Source organism: Actinorugispora endophytica (assembly GCF_004363075.1).
Lineage (GTDB): Bacteria > Actinomycetota > Actinomycetes > Streptosporangiales > Streptosporangiaceae > Actinorugispora > Actinorugispora endophytica.
On record NZ_SNYN01000028.1, the window covers coordinates 1 to 22,799 of the forward strand.

The 22,799-nt window shown below is 73.7% G+C and carries 16 protein-coding genes; 4 read left to right on the forward strand and 12 right to left on the reverse strand.

The window, feature by feature from the left end:
• Positions 1–141: 141 nt before the first annotated feature.
• Together EV190_RS20985 and metH are read right to left on the reverse strand one after the other, a co-directional pair.
• Entirely contained in the window at positions 142–804 is a 663-nt protein-coding gene (locus EV190_RS20985) for an HAD family hydrolase (protein ID WP_133743322.1), read from the reverse strand.
• Positions 801–4,268 (reverse strand): methionine synthase, encoded by a 3,468-nt coding sequence (gene metH / locus EV190_RS20990; protein WP_133743323.1) that lies wholly within the window; start codon positions 4,266–4,268, stop codon positions 801–803. Before metH ends, EV190_RS20985 begins: the two co-directional genes overlap by 4 nt.
• 352 nt (positions 4,269–4,620) lie before the next feature.
• On the opposite strand from metH, the gene EV190_RS20995 reads away from it, so the two are divergent.
• Positions 4,621–5,466: a PAC2 family protein gene (locus EV190_RS20995; protein ID WP_133743324.1), complete on the forward strand. Its 846-nt coding sequence runs from the start codon at positions 4,621–4,623 to the stop codon at positions 5,464–5,466.
• 159 nt (positions 5,467–5,625) lie between these two features.
• Here EV190_RS20995 and EV190_RS21000 read toward each other — a convergent pair whose 3' ends face one another.
• The 6 genes from EV190_RS21000 to EV190_RS21030 form a co-directional block, all read right to left on the reverse strand.
• Positions 5,626–6,048 carry an ABATE domain-containing protein gene (locus EV190_RS21000; RefSeq protein WP_133743325.1) on the reverse strand — a complete coding sequence of 141 codons (423 nt, stop codon included), beginning with the start codon at positions 6,046–6,048 and terminating at the stop codon, positions 5,626–5,628.
• A gap of 219 nt (positions 6,049–6,267) precedes the next feature.
• On the reverse strand, positions 6,268–8,976 hold the full coding sequence (locus tag EV190_RS23800; RefSeq protein WP_208113277.1) for a hypothetical protein: 2,709 nt from the start codon (positions 8,974–8,976) through the stop codon (positions 6,268–6,270).
• A complete protein-coding gene (locus tag EV190_RS21015) occupies positions 8,973–10,775 on the reverse strand; it encodes an HSP90 family protein (protein WP_133743327.1) in 1,803 nt (600 codons plus the stop codon). The genes EV190_RS23800 and EV190_RS21015 overlap by 4 nt, the downstream gene beginning before the upstream one ends.
• Positions 10,776–10,903: 128 nt before the next feature.
• The gene (gene mshC, locus EV190_RS21020; RefSeq protein WP_133743328.1) at positions 10,904–12,130 is read right to left on the reverse strand and encodes a cysteine--1-D-myo-inosityl 2-amino-2-deoxy-alpha-D-glucopyranoside ligase; all 1,227 of its coding nucleotides are present in this window, start codon (positions 12,128–12,130) and stop codon (positions 10,904–10,906) included.
• Positions 12,131–12,237: 107 nt separating this feature from the next.
• Positions 12,238–12,417, reverse strand: coding sequence for a hypothetical protein (locus EV190_RS21025; RefSeq protein ID WP_133743329.1), 180 nt, complete (start codon positions 12,415–12,417; stop codon positions 12,238–12,240).
• A gap of 97 nt (positions 12,418–12,514) precedes the next feature.
• A complete protein-coding gene (locus tag EV190_RS21030; protein WP_133743330.1) occupies positions 12,515–13,342 on the reverse strand; it encodes an NRDE family protein in 828 nt (275 codons plus the stop codon).
• A gap of 219 nt (positions 13,343–13,561) precedes the next feature.
• Between EV190_RS21030 and EV190_RS21035 the strand changes: the two genes are divergently transcribed.
• Entirely contained in the window at positions 13,562–16,006 is a 2,445-nt protein-coding gene (locus EV190_RS21035) for an HAD-IC family P-type ATPase (RefSeq protein WP_133743331.1), read from the forward strand.
• Between the two features lie 504 nt (positions 16,007–16,510).
• On the opposite strand, the gene EV190_RS21040 is transcribed toward EV190_RS21035, so the two are convergent.
• The 4 genes from EV190_RS21040 to EV190_RS21055 all read right to left on the reverse strand — a co-directional run bounded on the left by EV190_RS21040 (position 16,511) and on the right by EV190_RS21055 (position 19,643).
• Positions 16,511–17,257 carry an SCO1664 family protein gene (locus EV190_RS21040; protein ID WP_133743332.1) on the reverse strand — a complete coding sequence of 249 codons (747 nt, stop codon included), beginning with the start codon at positions 17,255–17,257 and terminating at the stop codon, positions 16,511–16,513.
• A 25-nt stretch (positions 17,258–17,282) separates the two neighbouring features.
• Positions 17,283–17,864, reverse strand: coding sequence for a DUF3090 domain-containing protein (locus EV190_RS21045; protein ID WP_133743333.1), 582 nt, complete (start codon positions 17,862–17,864; stop codon positions 17,283–17,285).
• 69 nt (positions 17,865–17,933) lie between these two features.
• Entirely contained in the window at positions 17,934–18,701 is a 768-nt protein-coding gene (locus EV190_RS21050) for an MSMEG_4193 family putative phosphomutase (protein ID WP_133743334.1), read from the reverse strand.
• Positions 18,702–18,764: 63 nt separating this feature from the next.
• On the reverse strand, positions 18,765–19,643 hold the full coding sequence (locus EV190_RS21055) for an undecaprenyl-diphosphate phosphatase (protein WP_133743335.1): 879 nt from the start codon (positions 19,641–19,643) through the stop codon (positions 18,765–18,767).
• A gap of 266 nt (positions 19,644–19,909) precedes the next feature.
• On the opposite strand from EV190_RS21055, the gene EV190_RS21060 reads away from it, so the two are divergent.
• Together EV190_RS21060 and EV190_RS21065 are read left to right on the forward strand one after the other, a co-directional pair.
• A complete protein-coding gene (locus tag EV190_RS21060; protein ID WP_133743336.1) occupies positions 19,910–20,872 on the forward strand; it encodes an aldo/keto reductase in 963 nt (320 codons plus the stop codon).
• 174 nt (positions 20,873–21,046) lie between these two features.
• Positions 21,047–22,798 (forward strand): AAA family ATPase, encoded by a 1,752-nt coding sequence (locus EV190_RS21065; protein WP_133743337.1) that lies wholly within the window; start codon positions 21,047–21,049, stop codon positions 22,796–22,798.
• The last annotated feature ends 1 nt before the right edge of the window (position 22,799 follow it).

Below are 22,799 nucleotides of genomic sequence, written 5' to 3' on the forward strand. Positions count from 1 at the left end.
ACCCGGTACGACAAGACCTCTCAGTCCTACAGAGCAGCCGTCACCCTCGCCTCACTCCTGATGTGGGCATGACGTTTGAAGACACGCCCTAGGGAGCCGCGGGCCGGGAGGGCCCGGGCCGCCGCGCGGCCGGCGGAGAACTCAGCGGGCCGGAACCGCGCGGCGCAGCCAGGCCGCGTCGATGTCCTCCAGGGAGCCGATCACGTGGCGGCGCTCGGCCTCGGGGATCGACGCCACGTGCGGCACCGCGATGACGACGCACCCCGCCGCCTGCGCCGAGGCGACCCCGGTGGGAGAGTCCTCCACGGCCGCGCAGCGGCCCGGGTCGACGCCCAGCATCCGCGCGGCCTTGAGGTAGGGCTCGGGGTGCGGCTTGTTGTACGCCACCTCGTCCCCGGCGACCGAGACGGTGAAGTAGTGCTCGCCGATCCCCGCCAGGGAGAGGGGGATCAGCGGCCGGTTGGTGGAGGTGACCAGGGCCATCGGGATGCCGGCCGCCTCCACCCCGGTGAGCAGTTCCTTGGCCCCCGGCCGCACCGGCGCGCCCTGCTCCAGGCGGCGGGCGATGGCCGCGTACAGCATCGCGATGACCTCGTCGACCGTGGCGCCGACACCCGTGCGCTCGATCATGTAGGCGGCCACCATCGGCGCGGCTCCGCCGAGGCAGCGCATCTGGTCGGCGGCGCTCCACACCCCGCCGAGCTCCGCCATGACCTCCGCTTCGCTTCCCGCCCACATCTGCTCTGTGTCGATCAGGGTGCCGTCCATGTCGAACAGCACGGCCTGCAGGTTCTCAGAGGTCATACGTTGAAGTATTTCGCCTCGGGGTGATGAACGACTATCGCGTCGGTGGCCTGTTCGGGAACAAGCTGGAACTCCTCGGACAACGTCACCCCGACACGCTCGGGTCTGAGCAGCCCCACGATCTTGGCCCTGTCCTCCAGGTCCGGGCAGGCGCCGTAGCCCAGGGAGAACCGCGCGCCCCGGTAGCCCAGCTTGAAGAACGCCTCGATCTCCGCGGGGTCCTCCCCGGCGTAGCCGAGCTCGGCGCGCACCCGGGTGTGCCAGTACTCCGCGAGTGCCTCGGTGAGCTGCACGCTCAGTCCGTGCAGCTCCAGGTAGTCGCGGTAGGCGTTCTTCTCGAACAGCTCCGCGGTGGCCCGGCTGATCGCCGACCCCACGGTGACCACCTGGAAGGCCACCGTGTCCAGCTCCCCCGACTCCTTGGGCCGGAAGTAGTCGGCCAGGCACAGGTGGTGGTCCCGGCGCTGGCGCGGGAACGTGAAGCGGGTGCGCTCGGAGCCGTCCTCCGCCAGCACCACGAGGTCGTCGCCCTCGCTGTAGCAGGGGTAGTAGCCGTACACGACGGCCGCCTCCAGCCACCCCTCGGTCTGGATGCGGTCCAGCCACATCCGCAGCCGGGGGCGGCCCTCGGTCTCGACCAGCTCCTCGTAGCTCGGCCCGTTGCCGCGTGCTCCCTTCAGGCCCCACTGGCCCATGAAGGTGGCGCGCTCGTCGAGGAAGGCGGTGTAGTCCGCCAGCGGGACGCCCTTGCTGATCCGGTCGCCCCAGAACGGCGGGACCGGGACCGGGTTCGTGGTGGACACGTCGCTGCGGGCGGGCATCTGCTCGGGTTCGGTGACGGTGAGCCTGGCACCGGTCTTGACCCGGCGCTGGCGCAGCGGCGGCAGTTCGGCGCCCTCGACTCCGCGCTTGACGGCCATGAAGGCGTCCATCAGGCGCAGCCCGTCGAAGGCGTCGCGGGCGTAGCGCACCTGGCCCTTGAAGATCCCCGCCAGGTCCTGCTCGACGTAGGAGCGGGTCAGGGCCGCCCCTCCCAGCAGGACCGGGTACTGCTCGGAGATGCCGCGCGTGTTCATCTCCTCGAGGTTCTCGCGCATGACGACCGTGGACTTGACCAGCAGGCCGGACATTCCGATGACGTCGGCGCGGTGCTCCTGGGCGGCGTCCAGGATGGCCTTCACCGGCTGCTTGATACCGATGTTGACCACGTCGTAGCCGTTGTTGGACAGGATGATGTCCACGAGGTTCTTGCCGATGTCGTGCACGTCGCCCTTGACCGTGGCCAGGACGATGCGGCCCTTGCCGTCGGCGTCGCTCTTCTCCATGTGCGGTTCGAGGTGGGCCACGGCGGTCTTCATCACCTCGGCCGACTTCAGCACGAACGGGAGCTGCATCTGACCGGAGCCGAACAGCTCGCCCACGACCTTCATCCCCGACAGCAGGGTGTCGTTGACGATGGCCAGCGCCGGGCGCTCGGTCAGCGCCTCGTCCAGGTCCGCCTCGATGCCCACCGTCTCGCCGTCGATGATGCGGCGCTCCAGGCGCTCCCACAGCGGCAGCGCGGCCAGCTCCTCGGCGCGCGACGCCTTGAGCGCCTGGGCGTCCACGCCCTCGAAGAGCTCCAGGAACCTCTGCAGCGGGTCGTAGCCGTCGGCGCGGCGGTCGTAGACCAGGTCCAGGGCGACCTCGCGCTGCTCCTCGGGGATCCGGTTCATCGGCAGGATCTTGGAGGCGTGCACGATCGCCGAGTCCAGCCCGGCTTCGACGCACTCGTTGAGGAACACCGAGTTCAGCACGATGCGCGCGGCCGGGTTGAGGCCGAAGGAGACGTTGGACAGCCCCAGGGTGGTCTGCACCTCGGGACGGCGCCGCTTCAGCTCGCGGATGGCCTCGATGGTCTCCAGCGCGTCGCGGCGGGACTCGTCCTGGCCGGTGGCGATGGTGAAGGTCAGGCAGTCGATGATGATGTCGGCCTCGCGCACACCGTAGTCGCCGGTGAGCTCGGTGATCAGCCGCTCGGCGACCTCCACCTTCTTCCGGGCGGTGCGCGCCTGCCCCTGCTCGTCGATGGTCAGCGCGATCAGGGCGGCGCCGTGCTCGACCGCGAGCGAGGCGACCCTGGCGAACCGGGACTCGGGGCCGTCGCCGTCCTCGTAGTTGACGGAGTTGAGCACCGCCCGCCCGCCGACCTTCTCGAGGCCCGCCCGCAGCACCTCGACCTCGGTGGAGTCCAGCACCAGCGGCAGGGTGGAGGCGGTGGCCAGGCGCCCGGCCAGCTCGTCCATGTCGCGCGCGCCGTCGCGGCCCACGTAGTCCACGCACAGGTCGAGCAGGTGCGCGCCGTCGCGGATCTGGTCGCGGGCGATCTCCACGCAGTCGTCGTAGCGCTCCTCGAGCATGGCCTCGCGGAACAGCTTGGAGCCGTTGGCGTTGGTGCGTTCGCCGATCGCCAGGTAGCTGGAGTCCTGGCGGAACGGCACGCTCTGGTACAGCGACGCGGCGGCGGCCTCCCGCAGCGGCCGGCGTTCGCCGATCGCGCGGCCGGCCACGCGCTCCACGACCTGGCGCAGGTGCTCGGGCGTGGTGCCGCAGCAGCCGCCGACCAGCGAGAGGCCGAACTCCCCGGTGAAGTTCTCGTGCGCGTCGGCGAGCTCGCCCGGGGTCAGCGGGTACACCGCGCCGTTGGCGCCCAGTTCGGGCAGGCCCGCGTTGGGCATGGCGGAGATGGGCACCCCGGCGTGCTGGGAGAGGTAGCGCAGGTGCTCGCTCATCTCGGCGGGGCCGGTGGCGCAGTTCAGGCCGATGACGTCGATGCCCAGCGGCTCCAGCGCGGTCAGCGCCGCACCGATCTCCGAGCCCAGCAGCATGGTGCCGGTGGTCTCGATGGTCACCTGGGCGATGATCGGCACGTCGAGGCCTGCCGCGCGGGCGGCCCGGCGCGAGCCGACCACGGCGGCCTTGACCTGGAGCAGGTCCTGGCAGGTCTCCACGATGACGGCGTCCGAGCCGCCCTCGATGAGGCCTCTGGCGGCCTGCTCGTAGTAGTCGCGCAGCAGGGCGTAGGGGGCGTGGCCCAGCGAGGGCAGCTTGGTGCCCGGCCCCAGCGAGCCCAGCACGTAGCGGGGGTGGTCGGCGGTGCCGTACTCGTCGGCGACCTCGCGGGCCAGGCGGGCTCCGGCCTCGGCCAGCTCGAAGGTGCGCTCGGGGATCCCGTACTCGGCCAGCGCCGCGTAGTTCGCGCCGAAGGTGTTGGTCTCCACGCAGTCCACGCCGACGTCGAAGTAGGCGGCGTGCGTGGCCCGTACCACGTCGGGCCGGGTGACGTTGAGGACCTCGTTACACCCCTCGTGCCCTTGGAAGTCGTCCAGTCCCAGGTCGTGGGACTGGAGCATGGTTCCCATCGCACCGTCGGCGACGATGACGCGGGAAGCGAGGGCGGCACGGAAGGAGAGTCGAGAGCTCATGAACCTTTTGCTTCGCTGTCGGCGGCGGCGCGGCCCCGCCCCTGGGCGGGTGGCGCGCTGAGAAGAAGGTCGTCGGGGTCGGCGTCGCCCGGATGGCACCGCCGGTGTGCTCTCGACGATATCGCACGGGGTCCTCTCGGCCTCGTGACGCCTTCCCCGCTGTGGAAGAACACGGCGGCGTCCGGTGTTGTCCCTGGAGCGGGCGACCGCCCGCGCTCCGCCGGAAGCGAACGCCGGTTCCCTTTTCTCCCCCTGCACCGACGGGCTCGTTGGACATAAGGTGGGAGCGACCGGTGGTGTCGAGGGTCGACGACGCCGACACCCGGACCCCGATGACTTAAGGAGGCGGCCTGTGCCTGAGCTCGACAGCGTTTCGGAGCTGGTCGAGCCCGTGATGGTGGCCGCGTTCGAGGGCTGGAACGACGCCGGTGAGGCGGCCAGCGCCGCGATCGAGCATCTGGCCGCTATCTGGGGCTCAACAGAGCTGGTGTCCCTGGATTCGGAGGACTACTACGACTTCCAGGTGACCCGCCCCCGGGTCAAGTCGGTGGAGGGCTCCAGCGAGGCCATCCGCTGGCCCGGCGTGAAGGTGTCGCTGGCCCGGCCCCCGGGCGGACGGGACGTCGTGCTGGTGCAGGGCTCGGAGCCCAGCATGCGGTGGCGCGGCTTCGCGGGCGACCTGCTGTCCGTGGCCCGGGAGCTGGGCGTGCGCCGCGTCGTGCTGCTGGGAGCGCTTCTGGCCGACGTTCCGCACACGCGTCCGGTCCCGGTCACCAGCGTGTTCTCGCATCCGGAGCTGGGCAGGGCCATGGCCCTGGAACCGACCACGTACGACGGCCCGACCGGGATCGTCGGCGTGCTGCACGAGGCGTTCTCCGCCGCGGGCGTGGAGACCTTCTCGCTGTGGGCGGCCGTTCCGCACTACGTCGCCCAGCCGCCCAGCCCCAAGGCCACGCTGGCCCTGGTGCGCCGCCTCGAGGACACCCTGGACCTGCCGGTCCGCCTGGGCGACCTGCCCGAGGACTCGCGCGCCTGGGAGCGCGGGGTCGACGAGCTCTCCGCGCAGGACTCCGACATCGCCGGGTACGTACGCAGCCTGGAGGAGGCCAAGGACGCCGCCGAGCTGCCCGAGGCCAGCGGCGAGGCCATCGCCCGCGAGTTCGAGCGCTATCTCAGACGGCGGGGCAGCGGCTCCTGACCGGCCCCGGTTCGAGGGGCCGGCCGGGAGGCCCTCCTCGGCCGAGGACCGCCGGAGAAGGCCGCGCGGCATCCGCGCGGCCCTGAACCGCGGTCGGTCGAGGAGGGAATTCCGGTCGGCCCGCCGTCTTCCGTCCGGGCGACGGCTCAGGGCCCGCGGTCAGACCGGCTCGATCTCACGCCACTCGCCGGTGGCCAGTACCGCGGCCCAGGCCCCGGCGACGCGGGCCATGCCCCGGCGGACCTCGTCGACCACGGCCGGGGCCAGTGGGGACAGCGCCGCCTCGCTGGGGGCCAGGCGCACGGTCACCCGAAGCCCGTCCAGGACCCGCTGGGCCCGCGCGACCGCCTCGGCGTCGGCGGACTCCCCCGCTGCCAGGCGCAGTTGGGCGCGCAGTCCGTCGCGCAGGGTGACGGCCTCGTCGAAGTCGGCCAGGGTGATGGGGATCGCGCCTTCGGTGACCAGGCGCTGCCCGCGCAGGAACCGGGCCAGGTCCGCCCGGTCGGCGAGGTCGTCCCCGGTGGTGACGAAGGCGTGGATGAGCGCCGCCGCAGCGCTCTTCTTGGTGTCGGGGGTTGTCATGTGACTATGACACCACGGAACGCCACCGGTCATTGACGTTTCCCGCGCCCGACCGCGGCCACCTGCGGCCCCTCACCCGAAATCCCCAAAAAAGGGGATGAGAAGGCGAGCGGGATCAGGCCGGCTGGACCGGCGGTCCGCTGCCGCGGCCGTTCCCGACGCGGGAACGGCCGCGGCAGCGGGCTCTTCTCCGGAGAGGCCCGGTGCCGGCCCGGTCCGTCAGCCGGCGCTCTCCCGGATCGCGGTGAGCAGCCTCTCGGCCTGCTGGGCGGCATCGTCGTCGCCCGCCGCGCGGAACAGGCCGATCGCGGCCTCCGCCTCGCTCTCGGCCTCGGCGGTCGGCGCGGTCCCCCACAGAACGCGTGCCCGGTCGAAGCGCATCGTGCCGCGCCTGAAGTGCGCCTGCTCCTCGGGGACGGACAGGCCGGGGTCGGCCACCGCCCGGTCCAGCCACTGCTCGGCCAGCCGCGAGGCGGCCAGGGCCGCCTCGGTCTCACCCGCCCACTTGAGCATCATGGCGCGGCGCTGGTGCTGGCCCGCCGCCTGGAACGGCTCGTCCAGCCCCTCCCAGATCGTCGCGGCGGCTCCGTGGCGCTCGGCGGACTCGGCGTCCCGGTCGAGCCGGTCGAGCAGCTGGGCGACCTCGTCGTGCAGGTGCGCGACGGTGGCGGCGTCGCGGTCGGGGTCCTGCATCGCGATGAGCTCGTCCCAGCGGGTGACGGCATCGGCGAGTTCCCCGAGACCGGTGAGGGACCGGGCCAGGACCTCGCGCAGCACCATCCTGTCGAGGGTGTCGAGGCCCGCCTCGTCCTCCATCGCCAGGGCCTCCTCGGCGACCTCGGCCGCCTCCAGGTAGCGCTCGCCGCCCTGGTAGGCGCGGGCCAGCGGGCGCCGCGCGTGCGCGGCCGCCCCCGTGTCGCCCAGCGCGGTGAGCAGCGCCACGGCCTCGGCCAGCGGCGCCACCGCCCGTTCGTGGTCCTGATCGTCGCAGAGCCAGTGGCCGTACATGAGCAGCGCGCCGGCGCGCATGCCGTCGGGGATTCCGGCGTCGTCCTGCGCCGCCGCCTCGGCCAGGGCGCCTCCGGCGGCCTCCCACTCCTCGGGGCCGAGCCCGCGCAGGAGGACGCCGTGCCGCATGGCCGTATCGGTGATCAGCAACGGGTTCCGGGCCTCGCGGGCGGCCTCCCGGGCCTGGACCAGAGCGGTGTCCTGGACCTCCGCCCCGGCCCCGGAGCGCTCGAGGGCGAACGCGCGCGTTCCCAGGAGCCAGGCGCGCGTCCCCTCGGCGAGCCCCTCCAGGAGCAGCGCCTCGTCCAGGAGCTCCAGCGCCCGCGCGGAGTCCCCGACCGCCAGGAGGGCCCGGGCGAACCTCAGCCGCGCCTCGGCCCGCTCCCGTTCCACGCCGTGCCGGTCCAGGAGGGCCACGGCCTCCTCCAGGAGTGGCAGCCCCGACGCGTCTCCGGTCGAGAGCAGGGCCGCGCCGACCCGGCTCAGCACCCTCTGGCGGTCGGTCTCCCGGCCCGCGGCCGCGTGGCGGTCGGCGGCGGCCCGCCAGTGCTCGACGGCGCCGGCGACATCGTCGTCGTCGCCGCGCATCCGCCCCTCGACCTCGCTCCGGCGGGCCAGCGCCTCGTCGGAGGCGTCCGCGACGCCGGCGAGCTCGTCGAAGCGGCGCCACGCCGCGCGGGCCCGCTCCCAGCGCTCCTCCCGCCACAGCCTCCACGCCTGCTCCGCCAATCGCTCCCGGTCCTCTTCGAGCGGCTCGGCCTCGGGTGCGACGGCCGCGGCCGCGGGCACGGCGGGGCGGGGCTCGTGGGCGGCCAGCGGCAGGGCGTCCACGACCGGTTCGACGGCCAACCGGTCGCGCAACCGGTCGCTCTGGGCGGTGGTGCCGTTGCGGGCGTCGAACCGGGCGGCGATCGCGCGGGCCTGGGCGCGCAGCGTGTCGCGCAGCTCGGTGACGCCGACCTCGGTATCGGGCCGGTCGCCGTGGCCGGGGCGACGCACCGAGACGTCGTCGTGTCCGGTGGCCGCCAGCCGGTCCAGCAGCAGCGCGGCCGACGCGGCGAACACCATGGCGGAGTCCGGCGAGGGGGCCGAGTCCAGGGCGCCCAGATGCCGTTCCAGGATCTGAAGCCCGCGCGCGTGGTTACCGGTCATGGCGCAGAAGTCCAGGTGGGTGGCGATGCTCTGGAGGTAGTGGACGTCCTCGCGGCGGTGCACGCGGTAGCTGCGGCGGTGCGCGTCGACGGCCGCGTCGTGGCGGCCGGTGCGCAGGAACGGGATGATCAGCGTGGTGAGGATCGACTGCGGCTGCTCCTTGCATCGCAGCCTCCCCGACAGGACCGGCTCGGCCAGGGCGACCGCGGCCTCGTTCCGCCCCCGCCAGGCCAGGTGGTCGGCCATTCTGGAGGGGACGCACCCCTCGCAGTCGGAGCTGTCGTCGCGCGGGGCGGTGCGCCACAGCTCGAACTGGGCGTCGGCCTCGGCCACGTCCCCCAGGTGCCTGGCGACCCGGCAGCGCAGCCCGTACACGGCGTGCAGGCTGTACCCGCCCTCGCGGTAGCGGCGTTCCATGTCGGCCAGGACCGCGCGGGTGCGCTCCAGGGGGATCTCGGGGAAGTCGGTCAGCGAGCTCACGACCCACTTGAACTGCCAGAGCAGCTGCCGGTTGGCGTCGGGGCCGTAGCGCGCCGGATCGGAGTCGAAGGCGCTCAGGCAGCGCGAGAAGGTGGTGAACGCCTTGGCCGGCTCGCCGCCGTACTCGTAGGCCCCGGTGAGACCCATGCGCAGCCAGAACAGGTCCTGGTCGTCTGCGCCGTCGCCGGCGGCCAGGTTCAGCGCCTTCTCCAGCGCCAGGGTCTTGGCCCGCCCGTAGGGCAGGCCGTCGGCGTCCGCGGCGAGGCCGCGCCAGTCGCGCTCGCTCACGCGCCCTCCTCGGGGTCGGTGGGGGTTGCCCAGTCCAGCAGACCGAGGAAGGACCGGTTGAGCGCAGCGGTGTCGGCCGGGCGCAGGGGGTGCCGGCCGTGGAGCAGGGCCTGGCCGTAGAGCGCCTGGACCGCGAGCTCCACCAGGTGGGGGTCTGTCAGGGTGGTGACGCGCCTGGTCAGCGGGTTGGTGTGGTTGAGGACCAGCCGGGGCCGGTCCGCGGCCAGCGCGGGTTCCAGAGCGCCCAGCACGTCGGCCCACAGCGGGTCCGCCTCGGCCCTGGACTCGGCGAGCTCCGCGTGGTGCTCGGCCGCCCGGCTGGTCAGGTACAGCGCGGGCAACGAGGCCGGGGCGTAGCGGCGCAGCACCACGGTGCAGCCGAGTCTGTCGAGGGCGCTCTCCGCCGCGCGCAGGAAGCCGCGCAGCCGCAGCTCGGTCTCCGAGTCGAGCACTCCGAAGCGGGTGGTGAGCTCGCCCGGGTCGAGGGGGCGCAGCGCGGCGGCGGAGTCCAGGTCGCCGAGGCGGGCGATGATGTCGGCGTCGTAGACGTAGCCGCCGTTGACCAGGCCCACCCCCTGGGCCGCCGAGACCGCCGAGAGGCGGCGGAACTCGTCGACGTCCCGGGTGTAGCGGGCCTCGGGGTGCCGGCGGCCGAACTCGGCCAGGGTCATCGCCCCGGAGCTGGTCTCGAACTCCAGCCACCGGTGCACCAGCTCCAGCATGGCGTCGTCGTGCACGGCCAGGGCCTTGACCCCGACGTTGTGCAGCCGCAGGAACTCGCGCAGGGCGGCGGGGTCGGTCTCGGCCAGGCCCACGAGCCAGTCGCGCAGCCGGTCGCCGAGGGTGTCGCGCACGTGGCCGAGGAGGTCGTCCTCGTACAGGGACTCCCGGCTGGCGGTGGGCCGGAGCTCGTCGGCGTCCACCACGCACCGGACGAAGAACGCCCAGTCGGGCAGGAGGTCGGCGACGTTGTCGGCGAGCAGCATGCGCTTGAGATAGACCCGGTGGGTGGCGCGCACCGTCGGGTTGGCGGGGGTGGGCAGCACGAACGCCACTCCGCGCAGGCCCGCCTCGGGCACGTCCAGGTCGATCACGTCCAGCGGGGTGAAGCCGAACAGCTCGCGGCAGTAGCCGTCCAGCGCGGCTCGGCGGCGCGCGGGGGTGGGGTGCGCCCCGGCCCACGGCGGCCCCTGGCCGGTGATCGGGGTGGGGCCGACGGTGAGGGTGACGGGCAGCAGCGAGCCGTAGTGCCGGGCGAGCTCCGTGACCGTGCGCGCGCCGAACCACTCCTCGGCGTCGGGGCGGGGCCGGAGCGTGACGGTGGTGCCGATCTCGTCGCGCTCGCGCCCGGCCCGCTCCACCCGGTAGCGGCCGTCCGCGTAGCCCACCCAGCGCACGCTGGGGCCGCCCTCCGCCGATCGGGTGAGCACCTCGATCTCGTCGGCCACGAGGAACCCCGAGAGCAGTCCGATGCCGAACTGGCCGAGGAACTCGTGCCGGGCGTAGCCCAGCTCGTCGCGCTTGCCCGAGCGTCCGATGGTCGCCAGCAGCTCGTGCACCTGCTCCTCGGTCAGACCGACGCCGCTGTCGTGCACCCGCAGCGTCCCGTCCCGCGTGTGCTCGGGGGCCTCCACGCGCACCTCCGCGGGCGCGGCGGGATCGCCCGCGCGGCGCGCGGTGACGGCGTCGACCCCGTTCTGCAGCAGTTCACGCAGATACACCCGCGGGCTGGAATACAGATGCCGGCTCAGCAGGTCGACCACACCCCGCAGGTCGACCTGGAACGCGCGTTCGGCCACGGTCCGTCCCTCCTCGCCGCGTCGGGTCCCGCGCCCAGTGCGTGGAATGCGGCAGGTGGCACGGTAACGCACTTCCACGACAATCCGGAGAAGTTCTCCACAGCCCCCGGGCCGGGGTCACGGACCGCTCAGAGTTCGACGCCCAGGAGGGTGTCGACGATGTCGCGCATGAGAGCCGGGGCGTCGGCGCGGCCCGTCCCCGCGGCCAGGGCGGCCTCGACCCACTCGTCCACGGCGGCCAACGCCGCGACGGAGTCCAGGTCGTCGGCGAGCGCGGCGCGCACCCGGGCCAGCAGCGGCACGGCGTCGGGGGCGGCTCCCAGCGCGGCGGCGGCCCGCCAGCGGGCCAGGCGCTCCCGGGCGGCGCGCAGCGAGTCGTCGGTCCACTCCCACGCGGTGCGGTAGTGGTGCTCCAGCAGGGCCAGCCGGATCTCCATCGGGTCCACGCCCTGGGCGCGCAGCCGGGAGACGAACACGAGGTTGCCGCGCGACTTGGACATCTTCTCGCCGTCCAGCCCCACCATGGCCACGTGCGCGTAGTTCTGCGCGTGGGGGTGGGTGCCGGTCGCGCACCGGGCCTCGGCCGCGCCCATCTCGTGGTGCGGGAAGACCAGGTCGTCGCCGCCGCCGTTGAGGTCGAAGCCCATTCCGAGCTCGCGCAGCGAGATGGCGCTGCACTCCACGTGCCAGCCGGGGCGCCCTCGTCCCAGCGGGGTGTCCCAGGCGGGCTCGCCGGGGCGTTCGGCGCGCCACAGCAGCCAGTCCAGCGGGTCCTTCTTGCCGGGGCGGCCGGGGTCGCCGCCGCGCTCGCCGAACAGCTCCAGCATGGCCGCCCGGTCCAGGTTGGACACCTCGCCGAACCGGGACGAGGCCGCGACCGAGAAGTAGACGTCGCCGTCCAGGTCGTAGGCGGCGCCCGCCTCGCGCAGGCGTCCGACGAACTCGGCGATGACGTCGATGGACTCCACGACGCCGACGAAGGCGCGGGGCGGCAGGATCCGCAGCGCCTCCATGTCCTCGCGGAACACCTGGATCTCGTGTTCGGCGAGGGCGCGCCAGTCCTGGCCGGTGGCCTCGGCCCGCTCGAGCAGCGGGTCGTCGACGTCAGTGGTGTTCTGCACGTAGTCCACGGCGTGGCCCGCGTCCCGCCACACCCGGTTGACCAGGTCGAAGGTGAGGTAGGTGAAGGCGTGGCCCAGGTGGGCGGCGTCGTAGGGGGTGATCCCGCAGACGTACATCCGCGCGGTGTCGCCCGGAGTCGTGGTCCGCAGGGAGCCGGTGACGGTGTCGTGGACGCTGAGCGGCCCGCCGTTGTCCGGCAGGGCGACGATTTCGGGCGCAGGCCAAGAACGCATGGTCCAGAGACTATCCGCCGATGTGGGCGTTATCGGCCCCCGGGGTCCTCTGACCGGGGAGAGGAATCCCCTACCACGGAACGGGAATCGGCTGGTGGCGCGCCGTGTCACACCGGATCGCGAGGCCGCGGCGGACGGGCGATGAGGCGCATGCTCACGACGACCGCCACCAGGCACAGCCCCGAAAGCAGCCGGTTGCCGTGTCCCCAGTGCCACAACACGGCCCCCAGCGCCACCACGTACAGCAGCCAGTAGGCGGCGCTCTCCCACGGATGCGGTTTGACCACGTCGAACTCGAACCCCTTTCGACCGTGGAAGACCGCTGCGGTCCTGTCTCAAAGAAACAGACGTGCACGGTCGGCCGGGGGTTTACCCGGGGCGGCCTCAGCGGACCATGCGCCAGGCGCCGGGGTCCCCCGGGGCGTCGGTGAAGGCGTAGCGCAGGGTGGGTCCGGCGACGGCCAGCAGGGTGACCGAACCGGTCGCCCAGACCCGGCCGTCTGCGAGCTCGATCCGGGCGGCCAGCGCCGACGGGTCGTCCCGGCCCGTCCCGGTGCCCGCGGTGCGCGATCCGCCCTCCCCCGCCGCGTCCAGCAGGTCCACCCATCCGCCCCAGATCCGGCCGGGCGCGTCGGCGCCGCGCAGCGTGGCCTCGTCGGGAACGGGCCGGGCGCGCTCGAACAGCGGGCGGTTCCGGACCGCCCGCGGGTCGCCCCGGTCCAGGCCGGTGTTGACGACGACGTTGACGCCCTCGTCCAGCCCGCGCTCGACCAGCGCCCCGCCGTCCCAGCTGAGCAGCACGGCCTCGGCCGCGTCCGCCACGACCAGGTGGAAGGGGTCGAAGGCGCGCAGTCCGGCCTCGTCCAGGCCGAGTCCTCCGGTGGCCGCGGCGCGCAGCGGGAGCTCTCCCCTGCTGCGGCGCGCCGTCCCCCTCGGCACCGTGGAGTCGAACACGGGGCGCCGCCCGGAGGCGGGCAGGGCGTCCAGGCGCCCATTGAGCACCGCCGCCACGCGGGGCCCGGACGCGCCGTCGGCCGCGGCCGCCAGCCAGGTCCCGCCCGCCAGCGCGTCGCGCCCGCCGACCAGCCCCGGCCACCGCGGCCAGTGCGCGGCGGGCGGGTCGAAGGGGCGGTCGGTCATCTCGTCGCGCAGTGCCGCGATGACCAGCGGCACGGGGGACGAGGGGTCGAACCCGACGATCGCGGTGCACATCCGTCTGCTCCTTCGACTCACCCGATGGTGGTGCCGGTACGATCGCGCGGTCTCCGCGGGGTCCCCTAAGGTGTGCTTCGGATCATTTCGGACGCGCGTCCCGAACGCGGCGCCCGCTCCCGAAAGCGTCCGAACCGCGCAGCGGGCCCCGGCCGCGCGCACCGGCCCCTCGATTGTCGCAGCGGGCCCTTTTCCGGCGTTCGACGGGATGGAGATCGGATGGTCCAGCAGGGTGGGCGGGCTCCGGCCGCCGTGGAGGAGGTCCAGGCCCCGGTCGGCCTGACGTCGGCGCAGGCCGCCGAGCGCCTGGCCCGCGGATTGGGCAACGACGTGCCGGTGCGGGCGAGCCGGACGGTCGGCCAGATCGTGCGGGCCAACGTGTTCACCCGGATCAACGCGATGGTGGCGGTGCTGTTCGCGGTCATCGCGGTCATCGGCCCCCTCCAGGACGGCCTGTTCGCGATGGTCATCGTGTTCAACGCGCTGATCGGCGTCGTTCAGGAGCTGCGCGCCAAGAAGACCCTGGACGAGCTGGCGATCGTGAACGCCGCCCGCCCCCGGGTCCTGCGCGACGGCGTGGTCGCGGAGTTGGCCGCCCAGGAGGTGGTGCTGGACGACGTGCTGGAGTTCGCGTCCGGCGAGCAGGCCGTGGTGGACGGCGTGGTGGTGTCCTCGGCGGGGCTCGAGGTGGACGAGTCGCTGCTGACCGGCGAGGCCGACCCCGTTCACAAGCGGCCCGGCGATGCGGTCATGTCGGGGAGTTTCGCGGTGGCCGGGACCGGGCGGTTCCGGGCGACCAGGGTCGGCCGCGACTCCTACGCCGTCCGCCTGGCCGAGGAGGCCGCGAAGTTCTCCCTGGTGCGCTCGGAGCTGCGCTCGGGGGTGGACAGGATCCTGAAGTTCATCACCTGGATGATGTTCCCCGTCGGCGCCCTGCTGATCTACAGCCAGCTGTTCCTCGACGCCCAGGTGACCGATTCGGTGTCCGCCGGCGGAACCGTCTCGGGGCCGCTGGCCGACGCGCTGCGCGGGACGGTGGCGGCGCTGGTCTCGATGATCCCCGAGGGACTGGTGCTCCTGATCAGCATCGCCTTCGCCGTGGGCGTGGTGCGCCTGGGTCGGCGGCGCTGCCTGGTCCAGGAGCTGCCCGCCATCGAGGGCCTGGCACGGGTGGACCTGGTCTGCACCGACAAGACCGGCACGCTCACCGAGGACGGCATGCGCGTGGCCGAGGTCCGCCTGCTGGGCGGCGCGGCCGAAGGCGAGCGCGCCGAGGCCGCGGACGCGCTGGCGGCCCTCGCGGCGGCGGACCCCCAACCCAACGCGAGCATGGCCGCCGTCGCCGGGAGCGGCGGCCCGGCCCCCGACTGGCCGGTGACCGCGGTGGCGCCGTTCTCCTCGGCGCGCGGGTGGAGCGGCGCGAGTTTCGACACCCCCCGCGGCGAGCGGCACTGGGTGCTGGGCGCGCCCGACGTCCTGGCCGAGCCGGGCGGCCCCGCGGCCGCCGAGGCCGAACGCGCGGGGGCCTCGGGCCTGCGGGTGCTGCTGCTGGGCCGGGTGGGGCTCCGCGTGGACGCCGAGGGCGCCGCGCGCGCGGTGGAGCCGGTGGCGCTGGTGGTCCTGGAGCAGCGCGTCCGCGAGGACGCGGCGGACACCCTGCGCTACTTCGAGCGCCAGGACGTCGCGGTCAAGGTGGTCTCCGGCGACAACGCCGCCTCGGTCGGGGCGGTCGCCCGCGGGCTCGGCCTGGAGCGGGCCGACGCGCCCGTGGACGCCCGCGAACTGCCTTCGGAGGCCGACCGGGCCGAGGCGTTCGCCGACGAGGTGGAGCGCGCCACCGTGTTCGGCCGGGTCTCCCCCGAGCGCAAGCGCGCCATGGTCCGGTCCCTGCGCGGGCGCGGGCACACCGTGGCGATGACCGGCGACGGCGTCAACGACGTGCTGGCCCTCAAGGACGCCGACATCGGCGTGGCGATGGGCTCGGGCAGCCCGGCCGCGCGCTCGGTCGCCCAGATCGTGCTCCTGGACAACCGGTTCGCGACCCTGCCGCACGTGGTGGCCGAGGGGCGCCGCGTCATCGGCAACATCGAACGGGTCGCCAACCTGTTCCTCACCAAGACCGTCTACTCGATGACCATGGCCAGCATCGTGAGCGTCATGGCGGTGGCGTACCCCTTCTTCCCCCGGCACGCCACCCTCGTCAACGCCGTCACCTTCGGCATCCCGTCGTTCTTCCTGGCGCTGGCCCCCAACAACGAGCGCGCCCGGCCCGGCTTCGTCCGGCGCACCCTGCGCCTGGCCGTGCCGGCCGGGCTGATCAGCGGGATCGCGGCCATGACCACCTACCTGCTGGTGCTGGACGGGGCGAGTACGCCCACCCTCGCCGACCGCACGGCCGTGGTGGTCACGCTGTGCGCCACCACGCTATGGGTGCTGCTGCTGGTGGCCAAACCGTACGTGTGGTGGAAGGTCGCCCTGGTCGGCGCCATGGTGGCGCTGCTGCTGACCGCCATGCTCACCCCCGTCGGCCAGGCGTTCTTCGCGCTGGACGTGAGCGAGCCGGCCGCGATCACGGCCGCCCTGGCGGTGGCCGGCGCCGCGGCCGCCCTCATCACGGCCGTGCGCATCGTGGACGACCGCTTCCTGGACCGCGGGAAGGACTAGGGAGTTGCCGGCGCGGGGGTGATTCGGCGTCGGGAATCCGCCGATCGGATCGTCGAGGTGCTCTCGTGTGCGACGCGGTGACGGGGCGGCGACGACGGGCGGGGGCCGGGGCCGCGCTCATGATGTCCGTTGCGTGGGGGTTCCGTTGACGGTCTTGGGCTTTCTGCCCGTTTCGGGGCCGGGAAGGGCGGAAAGCCCGTGATCATTCCGAGTGGGGGCGGAACCGGCCCTCGAATGTCCGGTGATCTTGCCGTTTCCCCCCGAAATCAAGGTTCTCGGGGGGAAACAGCAAGATCACCAACGGAAACCACGCGAAACGGACATCGTGGGCGCGGCCCCGACCCGCACCCGCCGTCGCTGCCTGCCGTCACCTCGCGATCCGCGTGGCATGAGGCCGAAAGGCCCCCGAAACACCGGCACGCCGAATCACCCCCGCGCCGGAGCTTCCCTGGGCAGCCCCCGGCGCGGTGGCCGCGTGGCGGACCGCCCGCGAAGCGGGCGGGGTCAGATCGGCGGCCACGGGACCGAGGGCCAGTCCGGCGAGGGGTACGGGTGCACCCCGTGCTCGCACAGGATCTCCACCCGGCGGCGGGTCGCGTAGCACTCGGGGCCGGTCAGGTGCCCGGCCAACGCGCGGGACAGCTCGCTGGCCGGATCGGCCAGCACGGCCCGGAGCCCGGTGAGGCGCTCCAGCGCCTCACCGGGCAGCTCCTGGCCGGCCCACTGCCACAGAACCGTGCGCAGCTTGTACTCCTCGGCGAAGGACACCCCGTGGTCGCAGCCGTAGAGGTGGCCGCCGGGAGCGGGGAGCAGGTGCCCGATCTTGCGGTCGGAGTTGTTGATGACCGCGTCGAACACCGACATCCGGCGCAGCCCCTCGTGGCGCGGGTCCCGGGCCAGTGCGATCAGGTCCACCGCGGGGTCGGGGTCGATCCACAGCTGCACCATGCCCGGCCCGAAGGGACCGTCGCGGTGCACCGTGGGCGGCACGACGGACCAGCCCAGCGCCTCGGACACCGCGTGCGCGGCGACCTCGCGTCCGGCCAGGGTCCCGTCGGGGAAGTCCCACAGCGGACGCTCCCCCGCGATCGGCTTGTACACGCAGGTGGCGGTCCGCTCGGACCCGGTGATCTCGCAGTACAGGGTCGCGTTGGAGGCGTCGGTGAGGCGCCCGACGACCGTGATCTCCCCTGAGCGCAGCAGCTCCAGGTCGTCGTCCGCGGTGCGGCGCCCGAGCGGCGACGCGGTCATGGGACCCCCGTTCCGTTGTCTCCGGCTACTCCAGCCCGACGGGCTTGTACCCATTCTGGCGCGGGCAGACGTGTCCGTCCGGGTCCAGGGGCGCGCCGCACAGAGGGCAGTTGGGGCGGCCGGCGGCCACCACGCGCAGGGCCCGGTCGGCGAAGGCGCGCGCGCCCGCCGGGGTCAGGTGCACCCGGAGCACGTCGTGCTCGGCCTCCTCCGCCTCGGCGAAGGCCTGGACCTGCTCCTCCGCGGAGGGTTCGGCTCCCGGTTCGACCTCGCGGATCTGCTGGGCCTCGATGACGACGCGGCGGGTGTCGGAGTCCCAGGCCAGAGCCATCGTGCCGACCCGGAAGTCCTCCTCGATCGGCTGTTGGAGGGGGGCGTCGTCGCCCTGCTCGCTCTCGTTCAGGTCCGGGTCGTCGCCGAAGCGCCGCCGCACCTCCTCCAGGAGTTCGCCGACCCGTTCGGCCAGCGCGGCCACCTGCGCCTTCTCCAGGGAGACGCTGGTGACCCGGCCGGCACCCGCCGCCTGCAGGAAGAAGGTCCGCTCCCCGGGGCGGCCGACGGTCCCGGCCACGAAGCGTTCTGGGGGGTCGTACTGGAACAGTGGCATCGGTAAGGACTCCGGAGCTGTTTCTCGGTGGCCGCGCCAGGCGGCGGCCAGGCGTCGGGATCTGTTCTATCAGCCTTCGCCCGCGCCACCGCCGACCACGGCGTCGGCCGAGGCCGCCACGGGGGGCGCCAGGCCCGCCGTCGAACCGCCCAGGTCGTTCACCCGCACCAGGAACGGTCGCAGCGGCGTGTAGCGCACGACGCTCAGCGAGCAGGGGTCGACCAGGATGCGCTGGAACTGGTCGAGGTGCGCGCCCAGGGCGTCGGCCAGGATCGTCTTGATGATGTCCCCGTGGCTGCACACCAGGTAGACGGGGGCGGCGTGCTCCGCGAGCAGCCGCGCGTTGTGGTCGCGCACCGCGGACACCGCCCGCTGGGCGCTCTCGGCCAGGCTCTCCCCGCCGGGGAAGCGCGCGGCGCTGGGGTGGTTCTGCACGGTCGGCCACAGGGGGTCGCGGGCGAGTTCGCCGAGGGTGCGGCCCGTCCATTCCCCGTAGTCGCACTCCTCGAAGCGGTCGTCCACGGTCAGGGGCGGCGGCGCCTGGGACGCCGAGGCTATGGCCCGGGCGGTCTCGACGCAGCGCTCCAACGGACTGGAGACGATGGCGTCCAGGCGCGTCCCGGCCAGGCGCGCGCCCAGCGCCGCGGCCTGTTCCCGGCCCCGCTCGTCCAGGTGGAAACCGGGCGCCCGGCCCGAGAGGGTGCTGCCGGTGGCGGAGGTGAGGCCGTGCCGCACCAGCAGCAGGGTCGCCGTGCCGCCGTGCGGGGAGCGGTCCTCCCCGGCTTCTCCGGGCCGGGGCGCGGGATCGGCGCGGTCGCCGTCGGGTGAGGTCTCCATGCCCGCACCCTAGTGCACACCCCGGCGGACCCGCCCGCCGGCGGGCGGACGGGTCCGGGGGCACTACTCCACTGTCCGGCTCACCGCCGCGGTCGTGGCCCCGCCCTCGGCCTCGGCACCGGCCTCGGGGTCGAGAACGTTGAAGCTGACCAGGAGGAGGATGAGGATGCCCAGGGCGATGCGGTAGTAGACGAACGGCATGAAGCTGTTGGTGGAGATGAAGCGCATGAACCAGGCGATGACGGCGTAGCCGACGGCGAAGGCGACCACGGTGCCCACGATGGTGGCCGCGACGCCCGCGTACTGGTCGCCGCCGATGTCCTTGAGCTTGTACACGCCGGAGCCGAACACCGCGGGCATGGCGAGCAGGAAGGCGTAGCGGGCGGCGGCCTCGCGCTTGAAGCCCATCAGCATCCCGCCGGTGACGGTGGCGCCGGAACGGGAGACCCCCGGGATCAGGGCGAGCATCTGGAAGAGGCCGTAGATGACGCCGCGCTGGACGTTGAGGTCGCTGAGCTCGCGGTGCTTGCGCGAGTAGCGGTCGACCACGCCCAGCAGGACGCCGAAGACGATGAGGGTCAGCGCGATGAGCCGGAGGTCCCGGAAGGGCTCGCTGATCTGCTCCTCGAACAGCAGTCCGGCGACGACGATCGGGATGCTGCCGAGGATGACGTACCAGCCCATCCGGGCGTCGATGTGTCCGCGCAGCTCCTTGTTCCCCAGGGAGCGGGTCCACGTCGAGAGGATGTTCCACACGTCCTTGCGGAAGTAGATCAGCACCGCGAGCTCGGTGCCGACCTGGCTGACCGCGGTGAACGCCGCTCCGGGGTCGGGCCAGCCGGAGAAGGCCGCGACGATGCGCAGGTGGCCGCTGGAGGAGATCGGCAGAAACTCGGTCAGTCCCTGGACAAGTCCAAGGATGATGGCCTCGATGATGGACACGGCGGATTCGACTCCTGGATGAAAGGCTCGAACGAGGGGTCACACGCGAGAACCGCGTGGAAAGAGGGGGAGACCCCGGAAGCCTACCCGGATATGCGCATGTTCCGGGAGCCCCTGCCCCGGCCGGGGAGGGTGTCGGCCGGACGCCCCGGGCCGTCGCCCCTCCCGCCGGGGAGCGTCCGACGGACCCGTGCGCGGGGCGTCCCGCGCCGCCGTACCGCACGTCGCGATGTGCCCCGACACCGCGAGGCGGTACTCTCCGCGCCATGGAACAGCGACAGGTGGGCGGGTCGGGCCTGTGGGTCTCCCGGATCGCCCTGGGCACGATGACCTGGGGTAAGGACGTCGAGGAGGAAGAGGCGGCCGATCTGCTCGCGGCGTTTGCGGACGCGGGCGGGACCCTTGTCGACACCGCCGATATCTACCAGGGCGGCCAGGGCGAGCGCATCCTGGGACGGCTGCTGCCGACCGTGGTGCGCCGTGACGATGTGATCATCGCCACCAAGGCCGGTCACTCGCTCGACCGGCACCGACGGTGCGACACCTCCCGGCGGCACCTGCTCACCGCGCTCGACGCCTCGTTGCGGCGGATGCAGACCGACCACGTCGACCTGTGGCAGCTGCACGTGCACGACCCCGACACCCCCGTCGAGGAGACCCTGGCCGCGGTGGACGCCGCCGTCACCGCCGGCAAGGTCCGCTACGCGGGGGTGGGCGAGCTCTCCGCGTGGCAGCTGGCCAAGTACGCCACCTGGCAGCACGCGGGCCGCCACACGGGCCGCACGCCGATCGTGTCCGCCGGGACGGAGTACTCGCTGCTGAACCGCCGGTGCGAACGCGACCTGCTGCCGGCCGCCGCGGACTGCGGGGCGAGCCTGATCGCGTGGTCCCCGCTGGGGCGGGGGGTGCTGACCGGGAAGTACCGCAACGGCGTGCCCAGCGACTCCCGGGGCGCGCTCTCGCACATGGCGCCCTACGTGGAGCCCTATTTCGACGACCGCAGCCGGCGGGTCGTGGAGTCGGTGTGCACGGCCGCCGAGGGCCTGGGGGTGTCACCGCTGGCGGTGGCGCTGAGCTGGGTCCGCGACCAGCCCCGGGTCGCCGCGGCGTCGGTCGGCCCGCGCACCGTCGCCCAGCTCTCCGAGATCCTGGCCGCGGAGAACGTGGCGCTGCCCCGCGAGATCCGCGAGGCCCTGAACGACGCCTCGGCCGCGAGAGCCGGTTCGTAGGGTCTTCTCGGTGATCTTGACCTTTTCGGGGTCTCAACCGCTTCCGAGACCCCGAAAAGGTCAAGATCACCGAGAAGAACGGACATCAGATCCCCGGCCGCTAAGCTCACGAGTCGGGGTGCGTCCTGCCGGGCCCCCGCCGTTGCCGACACCCCCAACCAGTGAGGTCCAGCCGTGGTCGATCCGTCATCGCCGTCCCCGCCCTCCGTACCGGGCGACGCCGTCGAGCGGACCCGGCACGTTCTGGCGCGGATGCGCGCGCCCGAGCGGCTCGCCGAACCGCTGGTCGGGGCCCTCGGACCGGGCGCGGCCGAGGAGCTCTCCGAGGACCCGTGGCGGCTGCTGGCACTGGGCTCGGTCACCCCGACCCAGGCCGACTTCTGCGCGCGGGCCCTGCTGGCCGGGGCCGCGCTCCCGACCGACCCCCGCCGGGTGCGCGCCCTGGTGGCGCACCTGCTGCAGCGCGCCGCGCGGGACGGGCACACCGCCATCGACCGGGACCGGATGGAGGGCGCGCTGTCCCGCCTGGGCGTGCGCTCGGCGGAGTCGGCGCTGGAGGCCGTGTCCGAGGACGGGCGGGTGCTGCTCTCCGAGGTCGTCCCGGACACCGATGACGACGAGTTCGGCGACGAGGCGCCCGAGATGCCCGACGCCGAGCTGTTCTTCGCCCTGGCCTCGCTCGGCGCCGCCGAGCAGCGCCTGGGCGAGGGACTGGCGCGGCTGGTCGGCGGCGAACCCGTCATGGACTCGGCGACCGCAGCCGAGACCGTGCAGGCCGCGGCCCTGGCGCTGGACCGCGAACTCGTGCCCGAGACCGCCTCCGCCCTGGTCACGGTGGCGCTGCGCGGGGTGAGCGTGCTGGTGCACGGCCCCGGCTCGGCCGGGACGATCGCCGAGGCGGTGCGCTACGCCGCCGCGATCGCCGAGGAGAGCCAGGTGGGCCTGGTGGTCGCGGCCCCCACCGCGTCGGGGGCCGCCGCTCTGAACCGGCGGCTGGACGGCGTCGTCCGCGTGCGCACGGTCGCGGAGCTGCTGGCCGGGTCCGAGGCGCCCGCCGCGGGCCTGGTGGTGGTCGTCGACGCGATGGCGCTGGACACCGAGACCGCCGCCGCCCTGGTCGACAGGTGCGGCACCGACACCCACCTGGCCCTGGTCGCCGACCCGGCGCAGCTTCCCTCCGCGGGCCCCGGCCAGGTGGTGGCCGACCTGATCACCTCCGGGGTCGCGGCCGTCGCGGTCCTGCCGGGCGACCCCGCCCCCGGCCCGCAGGTGCTGCTGGCCGCCGAGGTCGGCGACGGCGAGCTGGCCGACGACGTGCGCGCCCCGGGGCGCGAGGTCGTGCTGGTCCCGGCAGCCTCGGAGGGCGAGGCGGCGTACCGCGCTCTGCAGCTGGTCACCGACTCGATCCCGCGCACCTTCGACCTGACGTCCGACCAGGTGCAGGTCATCACCTCCGGCCGCGGCGGGGAGGCGGGCTCGACGGCCCTCAGCGCCGCCTGCAAGGCCCGCCTCAACCCGGGCCCCGGCGCGGTGCTCGGCCTGGACCCGGGCGACCGGGTGCTGCTGGCGGGCCGCGGGCCGGGGTACGGCCCCGGCGACACCGGCGTCCTGCGCGCGGTGGGCGAGAAGGGCCCCTCGGTGGAGCTGGCCGACGGCCGCACGGTGACCGTGGCCGATCCCTCCCACCTGCGTCCCGGCTGGGCCGTCCCCCTGGCTGCCGCCCTGGGCGGCGCCTGGCCCGCCGCGGTGCTCGTCTTCACCCCCGACGCCGCGCTCTCGCGCCCCGCCGTCTACACGGCGCTGACCCGGGGCGAGCGCCACGTCTCCATCGTCAACGCCGCGGGCCCCGCCCTCGCGGAGTCGGTGCGCGATGTCCCGGCGGTCCACCGGTACACGAGGCTGGTCCAGGTCCTGCGGGAGGGCTGAC